This window comes from Pseudomonas sp. Marseille-Q8238, assembly GCF_965111915.1.
Map to the genome: position 1 here is coordinate 3704264 of NZ_CBCOPI010000001.1, position 16559 is coordinate 3720822.

Genomic DNA, 16559 nt, shown 5'->3' on the forward strand with positions numbered 1-16559 from the left:
GGCCATGCACGACGACAGTGTTCACAAGCCAAAACTCGGGATCAGCGCCTGCCTGCTGGGGGCCGAGGTGCGCTACAACGGCGGCCACAAGCTTTCCGCCCTGTGCAGCCAGGCCCTGGCAGAGCATGTCGAGTTCGTGCCGGTCTGCCCGGAAATGGCCATCGGCCTGGGTGTCCCGCGGGAAACCATCCGCCTCGTCGGTGACCCGACCGCGCCCCGCGCGCTGGGCAGCCGCAGCCAGTTGGACCACAGCACCGACTTGTACAACTTTGGCACGCGCATGGCCGGCGAACTGGACGGCATCTGCGGCTATATCTTCATGCAGAAGTCACCGTCCTGCGGCCTGGAACGGGTCAAGGTCTACCAGGCCAATGGCTACCCCGCCGAAGGCGGTGGTCGTGGCCTGTATGCCAGCGCCTTCTGCGCAGCCCGCCCGGACCTGCCGGTGGAAGAAGACGGCCGCCTCAACGATCCGGTACTGCGCGAGAACTTCCTCACCCGCGTATTCGCCTATGCCGAATGGCAAGACCTGCTCGCCACCGGCCCGACCCGCCGCGCCATCACCGACTTCCACGCGCGCTACAAGTACCAGCTGATGGCCAACAACCCGCCACAGTACAAGGCGATTGGCCGCCTGCTTGGTGACCTCGGCCAGCACGACCCGGCCGAATTCGCCCCGCGTTATTTCAGCCAGTTGATGGCCGCACTGCGCCGCTGTGCCACGCGCGGCACCCACAGCAATGTGCTGCAGCACCTGTGCGGTTACCTCAAGCAATCGCTCAGCCCGCCGGAAAAGCAGGAGCTTGGCCACCTGATCGAGCAATACCGCAGCGGCATCGTGCCCCTCGTAGTCCCGCTGACCCTGCTCAAGCACCACTTCCGCCATCACCCCGACGACTACATCGCCCGCCAGGCCTACCTGCAGCCGCACCCGGAAAACCTCAGCCTGAGGAATGCCATCTGATGAGTCTCGACTACGAGAATGCCCTCGCCCAGGGCTATCTGCCGATCCGCGAAGTGGCCCGCAGCACCGGGGTCAACCCGGTCACCCTGCGCGCCTGGGAGCGCCGCTACGGCCTGGTCGTGCCACACCGCACGCCCAAGGGTCATCGCCTGTACTCCAGCGAACACCTGGCGCGTATCCAGGCCATCCTCACCTGGCTCAATCGCGGCGTGGCGGTCAGCCAGGTCAAGGACCTGCTGGACAACCGCGCACCGGAAAACCCGGCCAGCCACAACGACTGGGATGACCTGCTGCAAGACCTCCTGCGCGCCATTGGCCGCCAGGCCGAACGCCAGCTCGACGATGCGTTCAACCGCGCCCTTGCCCTCTACCCGCCACGCACCCTGTGTGAACAGCTGCTCCTGCCACTGCTCGCCGAACTGGAGCAACGCTGGCAAGGCGCCCAGCTCGGCGCCCAACTGGAGCGGGTGTTCTTCCACAGCTGGCTGCGCAGCAAGCTCGGCGCGCGGCTGTACCACAACAACCGCCAGCAGCGCAGTGCCCCGCTGTTGCTGGTCAACTTCTCGCAACAACCGATGGAGCCGGGCCTGTGGCTCTGTGCCTGGTTGGCCGGTAGCGCCGACTGCCCGGTGGAAGTGTTCGACTGGCCGCTGCCAGCCAGCGAACTGGCCCTGGCCCTCGACCACATCGCCCCGCGCGCCTTGCTGCTGTATTCCAGCCAGGCCCTGGACAGCCAGCAGTTGCGCCGTGAAATCCCGCGCCTGTTTGGCGCCTGTTCCATTCCGTTGCTGCTGGCCGGGCCGGCGGCGCATATCCACCGTGACGAGCTGCAGCGCTTGTATGGCCTGCATCTGCTCGCCGACCCGCTCGCCGTTCTGAACCGTTTGCAGGAGCTCGACGTGCTCGCAGGACATCCCCATGACTGAACGCCAATTGATGTGGTTTCGCGGCGACCTGCGCGCGCGCGACAACACCGCCCTGGCCGCCGCCATGAGCGCCGGCCCAACCGTGGCGCTGTTCCTGCTCAGCCCACGGCAGTGGCAGGAACACGACGATGCGCCGTGCAAGGTCGACTTCTGGCTGCGCAACCTGGCCGAGTTGGCGCGAGAACTGCGCGCACTCAATGTGCCGCTGTTGCTGCGCACTGCAGCGCACTGGCGCGATGCGCCGAAGGTGATCGCCACGTTGTGCCGGGAGCACGGCATAACCCGAGTGCAGGTCAACGACGAGTACGGCATCCATGAGACACGTCGCGATGAACAGGTAGCCGCCGAACTGGCGAAGATCGACGTGGACTTCCAGGGCCACCTCGACCAGCTGTTCTTCCAGCCGGGCAGCGTGCTGACCCAGAGCGGTGGCTATTTCAAGGTCTTCAGCCAGTTCCGCAAGGCCTGTTACCAGCGTTTGCACACCGCATTGCCAGCGCGCATCGCCACCCCACCAGCGCAAGCACCGCTGGATATCACCAATGACAGCGTGCCAGGCGCGGTCGAGGGTTTCGCCACGCCGAATGCAGCGCTGCAAGCCCTCTGGCCCGCCGGTGAAGACGCGGCCCTTGAACGCCTGACGACCTTCGCCGACGAGCAGATCGACGACTACCAGGTGCAGCGCGACCTGCCCGCCAAGCCCGGCACCAGCCAGCTGTCGGCCTATCTCGCTGCAGGCGTGCTATCACCGCGGCAGTGCCTGCATGCCGCGCTGCGCATCAACCAGGGCGAGTTCGAAACCGGTAGCGCCGGCGCCGTTACCTGGATCAACGAACTGCTCTGGCGCGAGTTCTACAAACACGTCTTGGTCGGCTACCCGCGCGTCTCGCGGCACCGCGCCTTCCGCCCACACACCGAGGCACTGCCCTGGCGTGACGCTCCGGCTGACCTCGCCGCCTGGCAACAGGGCCGCACCGGCCTGCCGCTGATCGACGCAGCCATGCGCCAACTGCTCGCCACCGGCTGGATGCACAACCGCCTGCGCATGGTGGTGGCCATGTTCCTGACCAAGAACCTGCTGATCGACTGGCGCGAAGGCGAGCGCTTCTTCATGCGTCACCTGATCGACGGCGACCTCGCCGCCAACAATGGCGGCTGGCAGTGGAGCGCCTCCACCGGCACCGACGCGGTGCCTTACTTCCGCCTGTTCAATCCGATCAGCCAGTCGCAGCGCTTCGACCCGGAAGGCCGTTTCATCCGTCACTGGCTGCCCGAGCTGGCCGACCTGGGCAACCGCGATATCCATAACCCGGCAGGCGCGGGTGGGCTATTCGGCCCGGCGGGTTACCCCGCGCCGATCGTCGACCTCGCCAGCAGCCGCGACCGTGCCCTGCAGGCCCTCAAGAACCTGCCGCGCCAGGAGTCCGACGATGAGTGAATTTCTGCAGCAGTTCGCCACGGGCTTCGCCAGCCTGGACAAGGACAACCTGGCGCGCGTCGCCGAGCTGTACAGCGCCGACATCCTGTTTCAGGACCCGTTGCACCGCATCCATGGCCTCGCCGACCTGCGTGCCTACTACGAACAGCTCTACGCCAACGTCAGCGAGCTGCGCTTCGACTTCCATGGCTATGACCAGACAGGCTACGACCAGGTGGCCAGCGGCGAGGGCTACCTGCGCTGGACCATGCACTACCGCCACCCACGCCTGGAAGGAGGCCGGCCGCTACAACTGGAAGGCTGCTCCTACCTGCGCTGGCGCGACGACAAGGTCTATCACCACCACGACTATTTCGACGCCGGTGCACTGCTCTATGAACACCTGCCGCTGTTCGGCGCGCTGATCCGCTGGCTCAAGGGGCGCCTGGCATGAACGCCTCCACCACCGGCGGAAAACGCATCTGGCTCACCGGTGCCAGCAGCGGCATCGGTGCGGCACTGGCCGATCTTCTCTTGCAGCAGGGCCATCGGCTGGCTGTCAGTGCGCGCAATGCTGCCGCCCTGCAGGTATTGGTCGCACGCTATCCACAGCAGGTGCTGGCGCTGCCTGGCGACCTGACGGACGCGGAGCAGGTGCGTGCCATCGGTCAGCAGATCGGCCAGGCATGGGGGGCGCTGGACACGGTCATCCTCAATGCCGGCACCTGCGAATACGTCGATGCACGGCACTTCGAGGCAGCGATGATCGAGCGGGTGATGCGCACCAACCTGTTTGCCACCAGCCATTGCATCGAGGCCGCCCTGCCCCTGCTGCGCCAGGGTGATACGCCGCATCTGGTCGGTGTCGCCAGTTCGGTGACCTTTCTGCCGCTGCCGCGCGCTGAAGCCTATGGCGCCTCCAAGGCCGCCATGCGCTACCTGTTCGAGGCACTGCGCATCGACCTCGCGGCCGAAGGCATCGCGGTCACCCTGGTCAGCCCCGGTTTCGTCGACACACCGCTGACGCGCGGCAACGACTTCCCCATGCCCATGCGCTGGCCCGTGGACAAGGCCGCGCAGTACATCGTCCGGCGCCTGCCCGCGCAGCCGTACGAGATCGCCTTCCCGACACCCTTCATTGCCGCCCTCAAGCTGCTCGCCAGTCTGCCTACCGGCCTGCAACTGGCCCTCGGCAAACGCATGGCGCGCAGCAGCAACCAGGACTCGCACGTATGAAAATCGCCATCATCGGCAGCGGCATTTCCGGCCTGACCAGCGCCTACCTGCTCAATCGCCAGCACAGCATCACGCTGTTCGAGGCCAGCAACTGGGTTGGCGGCCACACCCACACCGTGGACGTACGCGTAAACGGTCGCGACTATGCCATCGACACCGGTTTCATCGTGTTCAACGACTGGACCTACCCCAACTTCATCAAGCTGCTCGGGCAGTTGAGCGTGGCCTCGCAGCCAGCGGAAATGAGCTTCTCGGTACACGACCCGGCAACCGGCATCGAGTACAACGGCAACACCCTGAACAGCCTGTTCGCCCAACGTCGCAACCTGCTCTCACCGGCGTTCTGGGGCATGCTGCGCGACATCCTGCGCTTCAACCGCGAAGCGATTGCCGACCTCGAACAGCAACGCATCGCCAGCACCACCACGCTCGGCGATTACCTGCGCCAGGGTGGTTACGGCCAGCGCTTCATCGACCACTACATCGTGCCCATGGGCGCAGCCATCTGGTCGATGTCGCTGCACGACATGCTGGCCTTCCCGCTGCAGTTCTTCGTGCGCTTCTTCAAGAACCACGGCCTGCTCTCGGTCAATGACCGCCCGCAATGGCGGGTGATCAGCGGGGGCTCGCGCAGCTACGTGGCGCCCCTTTGCGCATCGTTCCAGCAACACATTCGTCTCGACTGCCCGGTGCAGCGCGTCGAGCGCGATGCCGATGGCGTGACGATCCACAGCGCCGCCGGCAGCGAGCGCTTCGACAAAGTGGTATTCGCCTGCCACAGCGACCAGGCCCTGGCCCTGCTGGCCGCGCCCAGCGCCATTGAGCGTGAAGTGCTCGGCGCCCTGCGCTACGCCGAAAACGACGTGGTGCTGCACACCGATACCCGCCTGCTACCGGACCGCCACCTGGCCTGGGCCAGCTGGAACTACCGCCTCGGCGGCCCCAATAGCCAGGCGGCAGCCGTCACCTACGACATGAACATCCTGCAGGGCATCGACAGCGACACCACCTTCTGCGTCAGCCTCAACCAGACCGACGCCATCGACCCGAGCAGCGTGCTGGGCCGCTACACCTACGCCCACCCGCAATACAGCCTGGCCGGCATCGCCGCACAGGCGCGCTGGCAGGAACTCGACGGCCAGCAGCACAGCCATTTCTGTGGCGCCTACTGGGCCAACGGTTTCCATGAGGATGGCGTCGTCAGCGCCCTGCGCGTGGCCGAAGCGTTCGGTGAGCGGCTGTGAACAGCGCCCTCTACAGCGGCTGGGTCAGCCACCGCCGCTACCTGCCGCGCGGCCACGCCTTTCGCTACCGCATGGGCATGCTCTACCTCGATCTGGATGAGCAGGAGCAGGTGCTCGGCCTGTCGCCGCTGGCCGGTCGCGGCCGCTTCGCCGCCTTCGCCTTTCGTGAAAGTGACTACCTGCCGCAGTTCACCCGCCAGGGCATGCGCCTGATCGACGCGGTACGCGAGCGTGTCAGCACCGCCCTCGGTCGTACCCCACAAGGCCCGGTGCGCCTGCTGACCCAGCCGCGCAGCTGGGGCCTGGCGTTCAACCCGGCGAGTTTCTTCTACTGCCATGACGCCGACGGCACGCTGGCGGCGATCCTCTGCGAGGTCAGCAACACACCCTGGCGCGATCGTTACCACTACGTGCTGCCCGTGCCGGCCCAAGGCGCCGCGCAGTTCGCCGTGGCCAAGGCGTTTCATGTCTCGCCATTCCTGCCGCGCGATGTGGAATACCGCATGCGTTTCAGTGCGCCCGAGCAGCGGCTGAATATCCAGATGGAAGATTGGCAGGGCTCGGATCGCCTGTTCGCTGCTGGCCTCGGCCTTGAGCGCCAGGAACTGACCCGCGCCAGTCTGCACCGGCACCTGCTGAGTTTTCCCTGGATGACCGCCAAGACCGTGCTCGCCATCTACTGGCAGGCCCTGCGCCTGCTACTCAAACGTACCCCGTTATTTACGCACCAGGCTGCGGCAGGTGAATACCGCGTTGCCCGTTCTGCCCCAATGGAGCCCTCCGATGAAAAGCCCTAGCCTGATCGCCACCAAATCCGTCATCCGCTCGGGCAACGGGCTGGGCGCCAATCTGCTGCGCAGTGCCGTGCTGCGCCAGCTCAGCCAGCTGCGCCATGGCCAGTTGGCCATCGTCGAAAACGGCGAGCGCATGCTGTTCGGCCAGGCCGGCGCGGTGCTGCACGCGGAGATCCAGGTGCTCGACCCGGCGGTCTGGGGCATGGTCGCCGGCAACGGCTCCATCGGTTCCGGCGAGGCCTATATCCACGGCTACTGGACCACCCCGGACCTGACCGCGGTGATCCGCGTATTCGTCAGCAACCTCGATGTACTGGATGCCATGGAAGGTGGCCTGGCACGCCTCGGCCGCCCGCTGATCCAGGGCCTGCACTGGCTCAACCGCAACACGCGCCGGGGCTCGCAACGCAACATCGCCGCCCACTACGACCTGGGTAACTCCCTGTTCGAACAGTTCCTCGACCCGACCATGATGTACTCGGCCGCCATGTTCGACGATGCCTGCACCAGCCTGGAACAGGCGCAGTTGAACAAGCTCGAACGCATCTGCCAGAAACTCGACCTGCAGCCGAGCGACCACCTGCTGGAGATCGGCACCGGCTGGGGCAGCATGGCGATCTATGCTGCCACCCACTATGGCTGCAAGGTGACCACCACCACCCTGTCCCAGGAGCAGTACGCCTACACCGCCATCCGCATCGCCGAGCTGGGCCTGCAGGACCGCATCATCCTGCTGCTCAAGGACTACCGCGACCTCGATGGGCAGTACGACAAGCTGGTGTCGATCGAGATGATCGAAGCAGTCGGCCATCGCTTCCTGCCCACCTACTTCAAACAGTGCGCACACCTGCTCAAGGACGATGGCCTGATGCTGTTGCAGGCCATCACCATCCGCGACCAGCGCTACGAACAGGCGAAGAACACGGTGGACTTCATCCAGCGCTACATCTTCCCCGGCGGCGCCTTGCCCTCGGTGCAGAAGATGTTGCAGATCGTCACCCGCGACACGGACCTCAACCTGCACCACCTGGAAGATTTCGGCCTGCACTACGCCCGAACGCTGCGCCTGTGGCACGACAACCTGTACCGCGCCCGCCACCGCCTGGAGCAGCTCGGCTACGACGACTACTTCTACCGCCTGTGGGAGTTCTACCTGTGCTACTGCGAGGGGGGGTTCCTCGAGCGCACCATCGGCACCGTGCAACTGCTGCTGGCCAAACCCCAGGCTCGCCCGGCGCCGTTACTGGGCAGCTTCGGCGCCTGAATGAGTAACCTGCAGCGCAACCTGATCAATGCCGCGCTGTTCCAGCTCGGCTGGTTCGCCTGCGTGTTCGGCGCGCAGCGGCCCTGGCTGCTGCTCGTGGCCGCCAGTTGCCTGCTGGCTCATCTGTTCTGGCTCAGCCATGGATGGCGCGAATGGCGCCTGATCGCGGCGGTGACGCTGTTCGGCTGCGTGCTGGATTCGCTGCTGCTCAACCTCGGTCTGTTCAACTTTCCCGGTGACAGCCCACTGCTGCCGCTCTGGCTGGCGCTGCTCTGGGCACTGTTCGCCAGCACCCTGGAACACTGCCTGCAATGGACCGCGCGTCACGTCTGGCTGGGCATGCTCTGCGGCGCCGTGGCCGGCCCGCTATCGTATTACGGTGGCGCACAGATTGCCGGTGTCGGCCTACCTCTTGGCAACCTGACCACGCTATTGCTGCTGGCCTGTATCTGGGCCGGTGTGATGGCGGTGATACTGGGCCTGCGTCGGACAGGCCTCGGGGCTTTTCCACAGCCATAAAAAACGGCGAGCCTGGGGCTCGCCGTTTTCAGGGTGCGCTCAACAATCCATCAACCCGTTACGGGTATTGATAAGCCTTGAGTGCGGTACGGTCGACGATAGAGTCCAGCTTGGTCGCCACCGCGTCCAGCGAGCACAGCAGGCCGACCGAGGTCTGACGGCAATCGTCCGCCGCCTTGAACTCGGCGATCAGCGGTTTCTCCCCACCTTCGAGTCGGGTCAGGCTGCGGATCTGGTCCATGCTCTGGCCTTCGAACACCACACGAACGAAACGCTTGCCGGTCTTGCTTTCGACATAACGCTCGAACGCGAGGGTGCCACCTGGCGGGATATTGCCCTGCGGGTAGTCGCCCAGTTTCCAGGTGAAGCCGAGCATGGTGCGCAGGTAGGAAATGTTGGTGTCGTGAGCCACCAACAACAGCAGCGAAGTGGATGGCGGGTTACCCAGCGGGTCCTTGCGCTCCAGCTCGGTGCCTTGGCGCACGGCCAGGGCGATCTGGTTCATCAGTTGCGAACCACCGCGCGTGGAGATGTACGGCGTGTCGTTGATGAAGTCGTACTTGGCCTTGTGCAGTTCCATCAGCGCGGAAACCTGCGCCGGGGTACGTGCATGGCCGAAGGCGACCTGATCCAGCGGCAGGCCTTCGCTGTACTGCAGGCGGAAGGTTTCACCCATATCCGACGCGACGGTCAGGCCGTCGACGGCAAAACGACCATCTTCCTTGCGCGCCAGCTTCCACGGCTCGCCCACGAACGGGCACGCCTTGCCTGGCTGGCAAACCGCTTTCTGCAGCTTGTCCAGGGTCGGTTGCAGGCGCTTGCGAGCGGCCTCTTCGCTACCGCCCAGGGCTTTCAGGATGCCTTCGCGCGCCTTGCTTTCGTCCAGCGGAGCGAAGCCCATCTTGTCAGCCTGGAACAGGGCGTCCATGTCGCCCGGCACCGAGCCGGCCTGCAGGCCGCAACCAGGGAACAGACCGTCGAGCATGGCTTCTGCCGTGGCCCGGGTGCGTTGCATCGGGCTGGCCCAGGCGTAGACCTGGCCAGTGCTCGGGCAGGCATCGCTGAACAGACCGCGCTCACGCAGTTCGCTGGCACGGTAGCGCGCCATTTCCACCACGGCAGCATAGCCATGGCCGGTCAGGTGACCGGGCTCGACCGTCCAGGCCGGCCAGTCGCGACGGGTCGCGGCATCGATGGCCTTGACGTTGCCACCGGTCGGTGGACGCACGCCGTGACGAGTCACCTGGACCACCTTCTCCAGCACGAAGCCATTGGCATTCGCTGCCACGACCGGGCCAGCGGGCGCCAGTGCGGCGGCCACCAGCAGACCAAGGCTGGTTCGACGCAGGGTTGCGCGTACGCCGGTACGGGTTTGCATACTCATGTTCTGTCCTCTTGTTCAGGAGGTCGGCCACACCCTCGCGGGTGCGCCGGGAATAGCGCCGCCCGAACAGGGAGCGGCGCTGCGAAACCCCGTGGGGTTATTGCGGATAGCTGTAGCGGGTCAGAGCCGTCTTATCGATGATGCTGTCCATCTTCTGCGCGAAGCTGTTCAGCGGGCAGAGCGTGCCCACTTCGGTCTTCTTGCAGTCGCCCAGGTCGAACTCGGCCTGCAGCGGCGGGTTGCTCGCATTCAGCGGCGTCAGGCTGCGGATCTGGTCCATGCTCTGGGCGGTGAAGGACGTGCGCACGAAACGCTCGCCGGTCTTGCTGTCGCGGAAACGCTCCCAGGTCAGGGTACCGGTCGGCGGAATATTGCCCTTGCGGTACTCGCCCAGCTCCCAGGTGAACCCGAGCATGGTGCGCAGGTAGGAGATATTGGTGTCGTGCGCGACGATGACGAACAGCGGTGCCTTGGGCGGATTGCCCAGTGCATCGTTCTTCTCCAGATCGGTGCCTTGCAGCAGCGCCAGGTTGATCTGGTTCATCAGTTGCGAGCCACCGCGCTTGGCGATGTGCGGTGTGTCGTTGATGAAGTCGTACTTGGCCTGGTGGAAACGGCTGAGGGCCGCAACTTCCTTGGCGGTACGCGCATGGCCGAAGGCTACCTGGCTCAACGGCAGGCCTTCGCTGTACTGCAGGCGGAAGCTCTCACCGATCGACGAGGCGTTGGACAGCCCCTTGATCTTGAAACGTCCGTCCTTGTGCTTGAGTTCCCAATCGGCCTCGTAGAACGGGCAGGATTTGCCCTCGACGCACGCGGCTTTCTTCAGTTGCTCCAGCTCAGGTTGCAGCTGCGCCTTGGCCTTCTTCAGGTCACCACCGAGCGCCGCGAGAATCTCGGCCTTGGCAATCGCCGGGTCGAGTTTGGCGAAGCCCATCTTGTCGGTCTGGAACAGGGCGTCCTGCAGGCCGGGAACGCTCACCGCCTGCTCACCGCAGCCTGGGAACATACCATCCATCATCGCCGCCACGGTCGCACGGGTGCGCTGTTTCGGGCTGGAGATCGCGTAGACCGAATCGGCCTGTGGGCAGCCTTCCGGCAGCAGGCCGGCATCGCGGTAGTAGCGTGCCTGGTAGTCGGCCATCAGGCTGGAGGCGATGTAACCGTGGCCAGTCAATTCACCCGGGGCAACAGTCCAGCGCGGCCATTCGCGGTTGGTGGCCTTCTTCATCTTTTCCATGTCGGTTGGTGGACGCACGCCGTGACGGCTGACCTGAACCGATTTTTCCAGCACGTAACGCGAGGCCGGCGCATCGGCAGCCTGGGCAACCGGCAGCATCAGCATACCGAGGGCCACACCCAGCCCCAGACGGCTGGCAGTACGAAGGCAGCGAGGCTGCTTTGAAGTCAACATAGTCGATCTCCTTATTATTGTGGGAATGATCAGAACTTGTATTTGAAGCCCACGCGGTAGCGGGCCTGGCGCTCATCGGTCTTCTTGCTGACATAGACGTCCGCTACTTCCACGTAGGGGCGGAACTGCTTGGTCAGCTTGTATTCGAAGGCCAGTTTGTTGCTGTAGTTGTTGTTCTCACCGTCGAACACGATGGTGTTGCTGTGCACACGCTTGTGGCCAGCACCCACGGTGAGTTTGTCGAACTTGTACTTGGCACCGATCGACCAGACTTCGTCGCGCTTGGTGCGCTGCCCCTGCTCGTCGTAATGGGTGAACTTCTGGTAGTAACCCGGGGTGACGGAGAAGGCATCGGTCAGGCTGTAGCTCAGCTTCAACGACGGCTTGTAGGACTTCTTGTCCTTGCCGTGGGTGTAGGTGAACTTCGGCTTGAGCTTGAAGCTGTCGCCCAGTTTGTAGGAGTAGCTGACCTTGCCCTTGATCGAGTCCTTGGTCAGACGCGAGAACGCACTACCCGGCTCGCCGTTGCTGGTGTCGGCCGTGCCCATTACCGCCTGCAGCGAGATCGACAGGTCGTTCTCGAAGCCCTTGGTGATCATCACCTTGTCGACGTGTTTTTTCTTCTTGTCGGAGTACTGGTGCTGATAGTTCAGGGTGTAGTCCGCCATGGCACCCGTGCAACCCATCATCAGCGCAGCCCCAATCGCCAACACTACAGGGCGCTTCACACCCTTGATCCCCATCGATTTGGCCATGCCAGACATCCGAACACTATTCTCAGTTTTCATTAAAATTCACCGTATTATCATTGTTTTAAGCAAATCCGATTCCGTTGAATCCAAGGCGAGTCTGTGGGCGGCACCTCCTGGTTCCGGTCTGAAATGAAAGGGGAAACCTCCCGGCATCAGCCGGGAGGCAGGAACATCACTTCATGGTTGGCATGCTGAATTCCGAACCGCTGCGCATGCCGGTAGCCCAGCGGCTGGTGACGGCCTTCATGCGGGTGTAGAAGCGCACGCCTTCGGCGCCATGCACGTGGTGGTCGCCGAACAACGAAGCCTTCCAGCCACCGAAGCTGTGGAATGCCATGGGGATCGGAATCGGCACGTTGACGCCGACCATGCCGACCTGGATGTGCGTGGCGAAATGCCGGGCCACATCGCCGCTGCTGGTAAACACCGCCGTGCCATTGGCAAACGGCTGGCGGTTGATCAGCTCGACCGCGCTGGCGTAGTCCTTGACCCGTACCACGGCCAGCACCGGGCCGAAGATCTCTTCCTGGTGGATCACCATGTCCTCGGTCACGTGGTCGAACAGGCTGCCACCGAGGAAGAAGCCATCCTCATAACCAGGCACTACCAGGCCACGCCCATCGACCACCAGCGTTGCGCCTTCGCGTACGCCCTGGTCGATGTAGCCGCTGACCTTGTCGCGGTGCTCGCGCGTTACCAGCGGGCCCATTTCCATGCCCGGCTGGTCGCCCGAGCCGATCTTCAGCGCGCGCACCTTGGGTGCCAGGCGCTCGACCAGCGCATCGGCGGTTTCATCACCGACGGCGACCGCCACCGAGATCGCCATGCAGCGCTCGCCAGCCGAGCCATAGGCCGCGCCCATCAGCGCGTCGACGGCCTGATCGAGGTTGGCATCGGGCATCACCACCATGTGGTTTTTGGCGCCACCGAGCGCCTGCACACGCTTGCCCTGAGCAGTGCCGGTGGCATAAATGTAGCGAGCGATCGGGGTCGAACCGACGAAGCTCACCGCTTGGACCTGCGGGTGTTCGAGCAGTGCATCGACCGCCAGCTTGTCGCCGTGCACGACGTTGAACACACCATCCGGCAAACCGGCCTGCTTGAGCAGATCGGCCAGCAGCAGCGCGGTCGACGGGTCGCGCTCGGAAGGCTTGAGGACGAAGGTGTTACCGCAGGCCAGGGCCACCGGGAACATCCACATCGGCACCATGGCCGGGAAGTTGAACGGCGTGATGCCCGCGACCACGCCCAGTGGTTGGCGGATCGAGTAGGCATCGACCTGGGTGCCGACGTTCTCGCTGAACTCGCCCTTGAGCAGGTGCGGAATACCGCAGGCGAACTCGACCACTTCCAGGCCACGGGTGACTTCGCCCAGGGCATCGTCGTGCACCTTGCCGTGCTCGCTGCTGATCAGCGCGGCCAGGCGATCGGCGTTGGCCTCGATCAGTTCCTTGAACTTGAACAGCACACGGGCACGGCGCAGTGGCGTGGTTGCCGACCAGCCGACAAAGGCGCGCTGGGCAGCCTGTACGGCCAGGTCGACTTCCTCGGCCGATGCCAGTGGCACCTGGCTGATCACCGCCCCGGTGGCCGGGTTGTAGCCCGCGCTGTGACGACCGCTGTTGCCGTCCTGCTCGCGGCCATTGATGTAATGGCTGAGGGTCTTGGTCATGCTGTTTACCTCGAAATGAATTGGAAGTCGGCGGCGTCAGTACTGCGGGCGACCCGGCAGCGGCTGGCGTCCGTGAATGGCGTCCCACTGGTCCTGGACCTGCTGCAGCAGGCGCATGGTCGGCAGCACCGACCAGCCCGGCACCTTGGGCTCGCGGCCCTGGTGCAGCGCCGCGATGAAGTCCAACGGCACCTGCCAGGCGTTGTGCTGCTCGCTGTCGATCGGCTGCACGCCGCTGGCGGTGGCCAAGGTGGCGCTGCGCTCGTCCAGCCGATAGCTGTTGCGGTCGGTGACGGTGAGGGTGTCGTAGAGGTATTCGTGGCCGTAGTAGGAACCGATGCAGGCCAGGCTCTGGTCGTCATGGGTGTCCAGGCTCAGCACCAGCTCCATGGGAATGCCGGTGTGCGGATCGCAGGCCGGCATCAGCCCGCGAATCGAGCGCACGCGCGATTCCACGTTGCGCATGTCGCCACCGCTCAGGGTCCACAGGCCGATATCCAGCAGGTGCGTGGTGTGGTGCCACAGCAGGTTGTCGACCCAGCTGCGCTTGTAGCCGGTCGCACCGATGTTGACCCGACGCTGGATGAAGAAGCGGCCATGGGCATGGCTGACGGTTTCTTCACCTGCGGCCACACGGCGCATCAGCGCGTCGCGTTCGCGGCGAAAGCGCATCGGGTGCACCACGCCCAGGGTCAGCCCACGGGCTTCGGCCAACGCCACCACCCGCTCGGCATCCGCCTGGCACATCGCCAGGGGGATCTCGACCAGCGTGTGCTTGCCAGCCATCAGGGCGGCAGTGGCCATCTCGGCATGGGTCTCGCTCGGCCCGGCGATGATCACCACCTCGACCTCGGGATCGGCCAGCGCCTGCTCATAGCTGACCGTCCACTTGCGGTAACCGAAACGCGCGGCGAATTCGGCGGTGGGCTCCGGCCGACGGCCGACCACGGTGTGCAGGCAGCAGTCGGCACCTTGCAGCGCTTCGGAGTGCCACACCCCCATCATGCCGTGCCCTACCATGCATACATTCATTGACTGGTTCTCCTTATTGCTTGAAGCGCGCGACCGGCACGCCCGCCACGTCGACGCGAAGGGCGAACAGCCCTCCCGACAACGGCCGGTGCGCCAGTTGCGCAGCACTGAGGCCATGCCGCAGCGATGTGATGAACAGGGTTTTCATGTCCGGCCCGCCGAAACAGGGCATGGTCGGCGCCGCACAGGGCAGCTCCACCCGACGATCCAGACGGCCATCCGGCGCCCAGCGGTTGAGCACGCCAGCGGAGATGCCGGCGCTCCAGTAGAAGCCGTCGACATCCATCGCCGCGCCATCCGGGCGGCCGGCGGCCTCGTCCGGGCGGGCGATTTCGCGTGGATTGGAAAGCTGGCCGTTGTGGTAGTCGAAGCAGCGAATCAGCTGGCCCTTGGAGTCGGAGTGCCACAGTTGGCGACCATCCGGGCTCCAGGCCAGGCCGTTGGAGACAATCAGGTCGTCCAGTACCGCCTCGCAGCGACCATCGGGATCGAACCGATAGAGCACGCCCAGGCGCCGGCTGAGTTGCGCTTCGTCCATGCTGCCGACGAAGAAGCGGCCATCGGGCGACACCTTGCCGTCGTTGAACCGGCAGCCCTCGGACAGCGCCTGGCGCTGCAGCAATTGCAGACGGCCACTGTCGAGATCCAGGCGATGAAAGCCCTCGCCCATCGCCAACAGCACATCGCCGTAGGCACACAGCGCCAGCGAACCCGGTCGTGCCGGCAACGGCCACTCGCGTGTCGCTCCCGTGGCGGGCTCGAAGCGATGCAGGCGCTGGCCGATGATGTCCAGCCAATACAACGCTTGCTCGGTTGCCGACCAGACCGGGCTTTCACCCAGTTCGGCACGCGCATCCAGAACACATTCGACCTGACTCATAGCTACTCCCCGGCCTGCGACAGGCAAGCCGATCCCCTTACCCACGCGGGCAATATTTTTTCAGTGGTTGGAATGTCGCGAGCGCGGCCGCCTCTCGTCAGCCGGCGGTCAAACCCGCCTGCCTGGCCAGGGCGCTGAGGTTGCGATAGCCGAGGCTGGCATATGTCAGCGGATGGGCCTTGGCCGGGTCCTGCTCGGCCTCGACCACCAGCCAGCCCTGATAACGGGCATCCGCCAGCACCGACAACACACCTGCATAGTTCACGCCGCCATCACCCGGCACGGTGAACACACCGGCCAATACGGACTCGAGGAAGCTCGAATCGATGGCCTTGCGCTGAGCCAGCACGTCCAGGCGCACATCCTTGCAGTGCACATGCACGATACGGGCGGCCCACTTACGTGCGACACGTACCGGATCACCACCGGCATAGGTCAGGTGGCCGCCATCCAGCAGCAGGCCGACCGAAGGCGCAGTGCTTTCCATCATGCGATCCACCTCCGCCTCGCTCTCCACCACGGTGCCCATGTGGTGGTGGTAGGCCATGCGCACGCCCTGCTCCTGCAGGTAATCGGCGACCTCGCTCAGGCGTTCGCTGAACAGCCGCCATTGGCTGTCGGTCATCACCGGACGTTGCGACAGCGGCACATCGCGCAGACCGTGGATGCAACCACTGACCTCGGCAAACACCATGACCCGCGCACCCAGCGCCTTGAGCAGATGCAGGTGCGATTGCAGCGCCTCGATCTCCTCGGCGGCACTGCGGTCGAGCAGCTGCGAGCTGTACCAGCCGGATACCAGCGACAGGCCGTGGGCATTCAGGATCGGCCCCAGCACCTCGGGGGCGCGGGGAAATTTCTGGCCCAGTTCGAAGCCGGCGAAGCCAGCCTCGCGGCCCTCGCTCAGGCAGGTTTCCAGTGGTGTATCAGCGCCCAGCTCGGGCAGGTCATCGTTGGTCCAGGTCAGTGGATTGATGCCGATACGTACGCTCATGTCGCACTCCGAAGGTATAAAAAAGGGGCCGGTCGCCGACCCCGAAGTCTCTTTGCAGAGAGCCGTG

The 16559-nt window shown here is 64.7% G+C and carries 16 protein-coding genes; 9 read left to right on the plus strand and 7 right to left on the minus strand.

What is annotated here, in order from left to right:
• Positions 1 to 4: 4 nt before the first annotated feature.
• From ACWPW0_RS17230 to ACWPW0_RS17270, 9 genes are read left to right on the plus strand one after another with little or no spacing between them, the layout of a single operon-like run.
• Positions 5 to 964: a YbgA family protein gene (locus tag ACWPW0_RS17230; RefSeq protein ID WP_454255976.1), complete on the plus strand. Its 960-nt coding sequence runs from the start codon at positions 5 to 7 to the stop codon at positions 962 to 964.
• On the plus strand, positions 964 to 1890 hold the full coding sequence (locus ACWPW0_RS17235; RefSeq protein WP_454255977.1) for a MerR family transcriptional regulator: 927 nt from the start codon (positions 964 to 966) through the stop codon (positions 1888 to 1890). The genes ACWPW0_RS17230 and ACWPW0_RS17235 overlap by 1 nt, the downstream gene beginning before the upstream one ends.
• Positions 1883 to 3328 carry a deoxyribodipyrimidine photo-lyase gene (gene phrB, locus ACWPW0_RS17240; protein WP_454255978.1) on the plus strand — a complete coding sequence of 482 codons (1446 nt, stop codon included), beginning with the start codon at positions 1883 to 1885 and terminating at the stop codon, positions 3326 to 3328. The genes ACWPW0_RS17235 and phrB overlap by 8 nt, the downstream gene beginning before the upstream one ends.
• A complete protein-coding gene (locus ACWPW0_RS17245; protein ID WP_454255979.1) occupies positions 3321 to 3761 on the plus strand; it encodes a nuclear transport factor 2 family protein in 441 nt (146 codons plus the stop codon). Before phrB ends, ACWPW0_RS17245 begins: the two co-directional genes overlap by 8 nt.
• Positions 3758 to 4543, plus strand: a complete 786-nt coding sequence (locus ACWPW0_RS17250) for an SDR family NAD(P)-dependent oxidoreductase (protein WP_454255980.1) — start codon at positions 3758 to 3760, stop codon at positions 4541 to 4543. Before ACWPW0_RS17245 ends, ACWPW0_RS17250 begins: the two co-directional genes overlap by 4 nt.
• Positions 4540 to 5787: an NAD(P)/FAD-dependent oxidoreductase gene (locus ACWPW0_RS17255; RefSeq protein WP_454255981.1), complete on the plus strand. Its 1248-nt coding sequence runs from the start codon at positions 4540 to 4542 to the stop codon at positions 5785 to 5787. Before ACWPW0_RS17250 ends, ACWPW0_RS17255 begins: the two co-directional genes overlap by 4 nt.
• Entirely contained in the window at positions 5784 to 6584 is an 801-nt protein-coding gene (locus ACWPW0_RS17260) for a DUF1365 domain-containing protein (RefSeq protein ID WP_454255982.1), read from the plus strand. Before ACWPW0_RS17255 ends, ACWPW0_RS17260 begins: the two co-directional genes overlap by 4 nt.
• On the plus strand, positions 6571 to 7845 hold the full coding sequence (locus ACWPW0_RS17265) for a class I SAM-dependent methyltransferase (RefSeq protein ID WP_454255983.1): 1275 nt from the start codon (positions 6571 to 6573) through the stop codon (positions 7843 to 7845). Before ACWPW0_RS17260 ends, ACWPW0_RS17265 begins: the two co-directional genes overlap by 14 nt.
• Positions 7846 to 8364, plus strand: coding sequence for a DUF2878 domain-containing protein (locus tag ACWPW0_RS17270; protein ID WP_454255984.1), 519 nt, complete (start codon positions 7846 to 7848; stop codon positions 8362 to 8364).
• A 58-nt stretch (positions 8365 to 8422) separates the two neighbouring features.
• On the opposite strand, the gene ACWPW0_RS17275 is transcribed toward ACWPW0_RS17270, so the two are convergent.
• The 7 genes from ACWPW0_RS17275 to iolE all read right to left on the minus strand — a co-directional run bounded on the left by ACWPW0_RS17275 (position 8423) and on the right by iolE (position 16492).
• Positions 8423 to 9748 carry a histidine-type phosphatase gene (locus ACWPW0_RS17275; RefSeq protein WP_454255985.1) on the minus strand — a complete coding sequence of 442 codons (1326 nt, stop codon included), beginning with the start codon at positions 9746 to 9748 and terminating at the stop codon, positions 8423 to 8425.
• 97 nt (positions 9749 to 9845) lie between these two features.
• Entirely contained in the window at positions 9846 to 11162 is a 1317-nt protein-coding gene (locus ACWPW0_RS17280; protein WP_454255986.1) for a histidine-type phosphatase, read from the minus strand.
• Between the two features lie 29 nt (positions 11163 to 11191).
• Positions 11192 to 11917, minus strand: coding sequence for a porin (locus ACWPW0_RS17285; protein ID WP_454255987.1), 726 nt, complete (start codon positions 11915 to 11917; stop codon positions 11192 to 11194).
• 169 nt (positions 11918 to 12086) lie between these two features.
• On the minus strand, positions 12087 to 13586 hold the full coding sequence (locus ACWPW0_RS17290) for a CoA-acylating methylmalonate-semialdehyde dehydrogenase (protein ID WP_454255988.1): 1500 nt from the start codon (positions 13584 to 13586) through the stop codon (positions 12087 to 12089).
• A gap of 36 nt (positions 13587 to 13622) precedes the next feature.
• Positions 13623 to 14618: a Gfo/Idh/MocA family protein gene (locus ACWPW0_RS17295; protein ID WP_454255989.1), complete on the minus strand. Its 996-nt coding sequence runs from the start codon at positions 14616 to 14618 to the stop codon at positions 13623 to 13625.
• A gap of 13 nt (positions 14619 to 14631) precedes the next feature.
• Entirely contained in the window at positions 14632 to 15498 is an 867-nt protein-coding gene (locus ACWPW0_RS17300) for an SMP-30/gluconolactonase/LRE family protein (RefSeq protein WP_454255990.1), read from the minus strand.
• Positions 15499 to 15595: 97 nt separating this feature from the next.
• Entirely contained in the window at positions 15596 to 16492 is an 897-nt protein-coding gene (iolE, locus tag ACWPW0_RS17305; RefSeq protein WP_454255991.1) for a myo-inosose-2 dehydratase, read from the minus strand.
• Positions 16493 to 16559 lie beyond the last annotated feature (67 nt).

Bases quoted from the DNA above. Each gene is read 5' to 3' on its own strand.
- ACWPW0_RS17230 (WP_454255976.1), top strand. From the start codon at position 5: ATGCACGACGACAGTGTTCACAAGCCAAAACTCGGGATCAGCGCCTGC.
- ACWPW0_RS17235 (WP_454255977.1), top strand. From the start codon at position 964: ATGAGTCTCGACTACGAGAATGCCCTCGCCCAGGGCTATCTGCCGATC.
- phrB (WP_454255978.1), top strand. From the start codon at position 1,883: ATGACTGAACGCCAATTGATGTGGTTTCGCGGCGACCTGCGCGCGCGC.
- ACWPW0_RS17245 (WP_454255979.1), top strand. From the start codon at position 3,321: ATGAGTGAATTTCTGCAGCAGTTCGCCACGGGCTTCGCCAGCCTGGAC.
- ACWPW0_RS17250 (WP_454255980.1), top strand. From the start codon at position 3,758: ATGAACGCCTCCACCACCGGCGGAAAACGCATCTGGCTCACCGGTGCC.
- ACWPW0_RS17255 (WP_454255981.1), top strand. From the start codon at position 4,540: ATGAAAATCGCCATCATCGGCAGCGGCATTTCCGGCCTGACCAGCGCC.
- ACWPW0_RS17265 (WP_454255983.1), top strand. From the start codon at position 6,571: ATGAAAAGCCCTAGCCTGATCGCCACCAAATCCGTCATCCGCTCGGGC.
- ACWPW0_RS17270 (WP_454255984.1), top strand. From the start codon at position 7,846: ATGAGTAACCTGCAGCGCAACCTGATCAATGCCGCGCTGTTCCAGCTC.
- ACWPW0_RS17275 (WP_454255985.1), bottom strand. From the start codon at position 9,748: ATGAGTATGCAAACCCGTACCGGCGTACGCGCAACCCTGCGTCGAACC.
- ACWPW0_RS17280 (WP_454255986.1), bottom strand. From the start codon at position 11,162: ATGTTGACTTCAAAGCAGCCTCGCTGCCTTCGTACTGCCAGCCGTCTG.
- ACWPW0_RS17285 (WP_454255987.1), bottom strand. From the start codon at position 11,917: ATGGCCAAATCGATGGGGATCAAGGGTGTGAAGCGCCCTGTAGTGTTG.
- ACWPW0_RS17290 (WP_454255988.1), bottom strand. From the start codon at position 13,586: ATGACCAAGACCCTCAGCCATTACATCAATGGCCGCGAGCAGGACGGC.
- ACWPW0_RS17295 (WP_454255989.1), bottom strand. From the start codon at position 14,618: ATGAATGTATGCATGGTAGGGCACGGCATGATGGGGGTGTGGCACTCC.
- ACWPW0_RS17300 (WP_454255990.1), bottom strand. From the start codon at position 15,498: ATGAGTCAGGTCGAATGTGTTCTGGATGCGCGTGCCGAACTGGGTGAA.
- iolE (WP_454255991.1), bottom strand. From the start codon at position 16,492: ATGAGCGTACGTATCGGCATCAATCCACTGACCTGGACCAACGATGAC.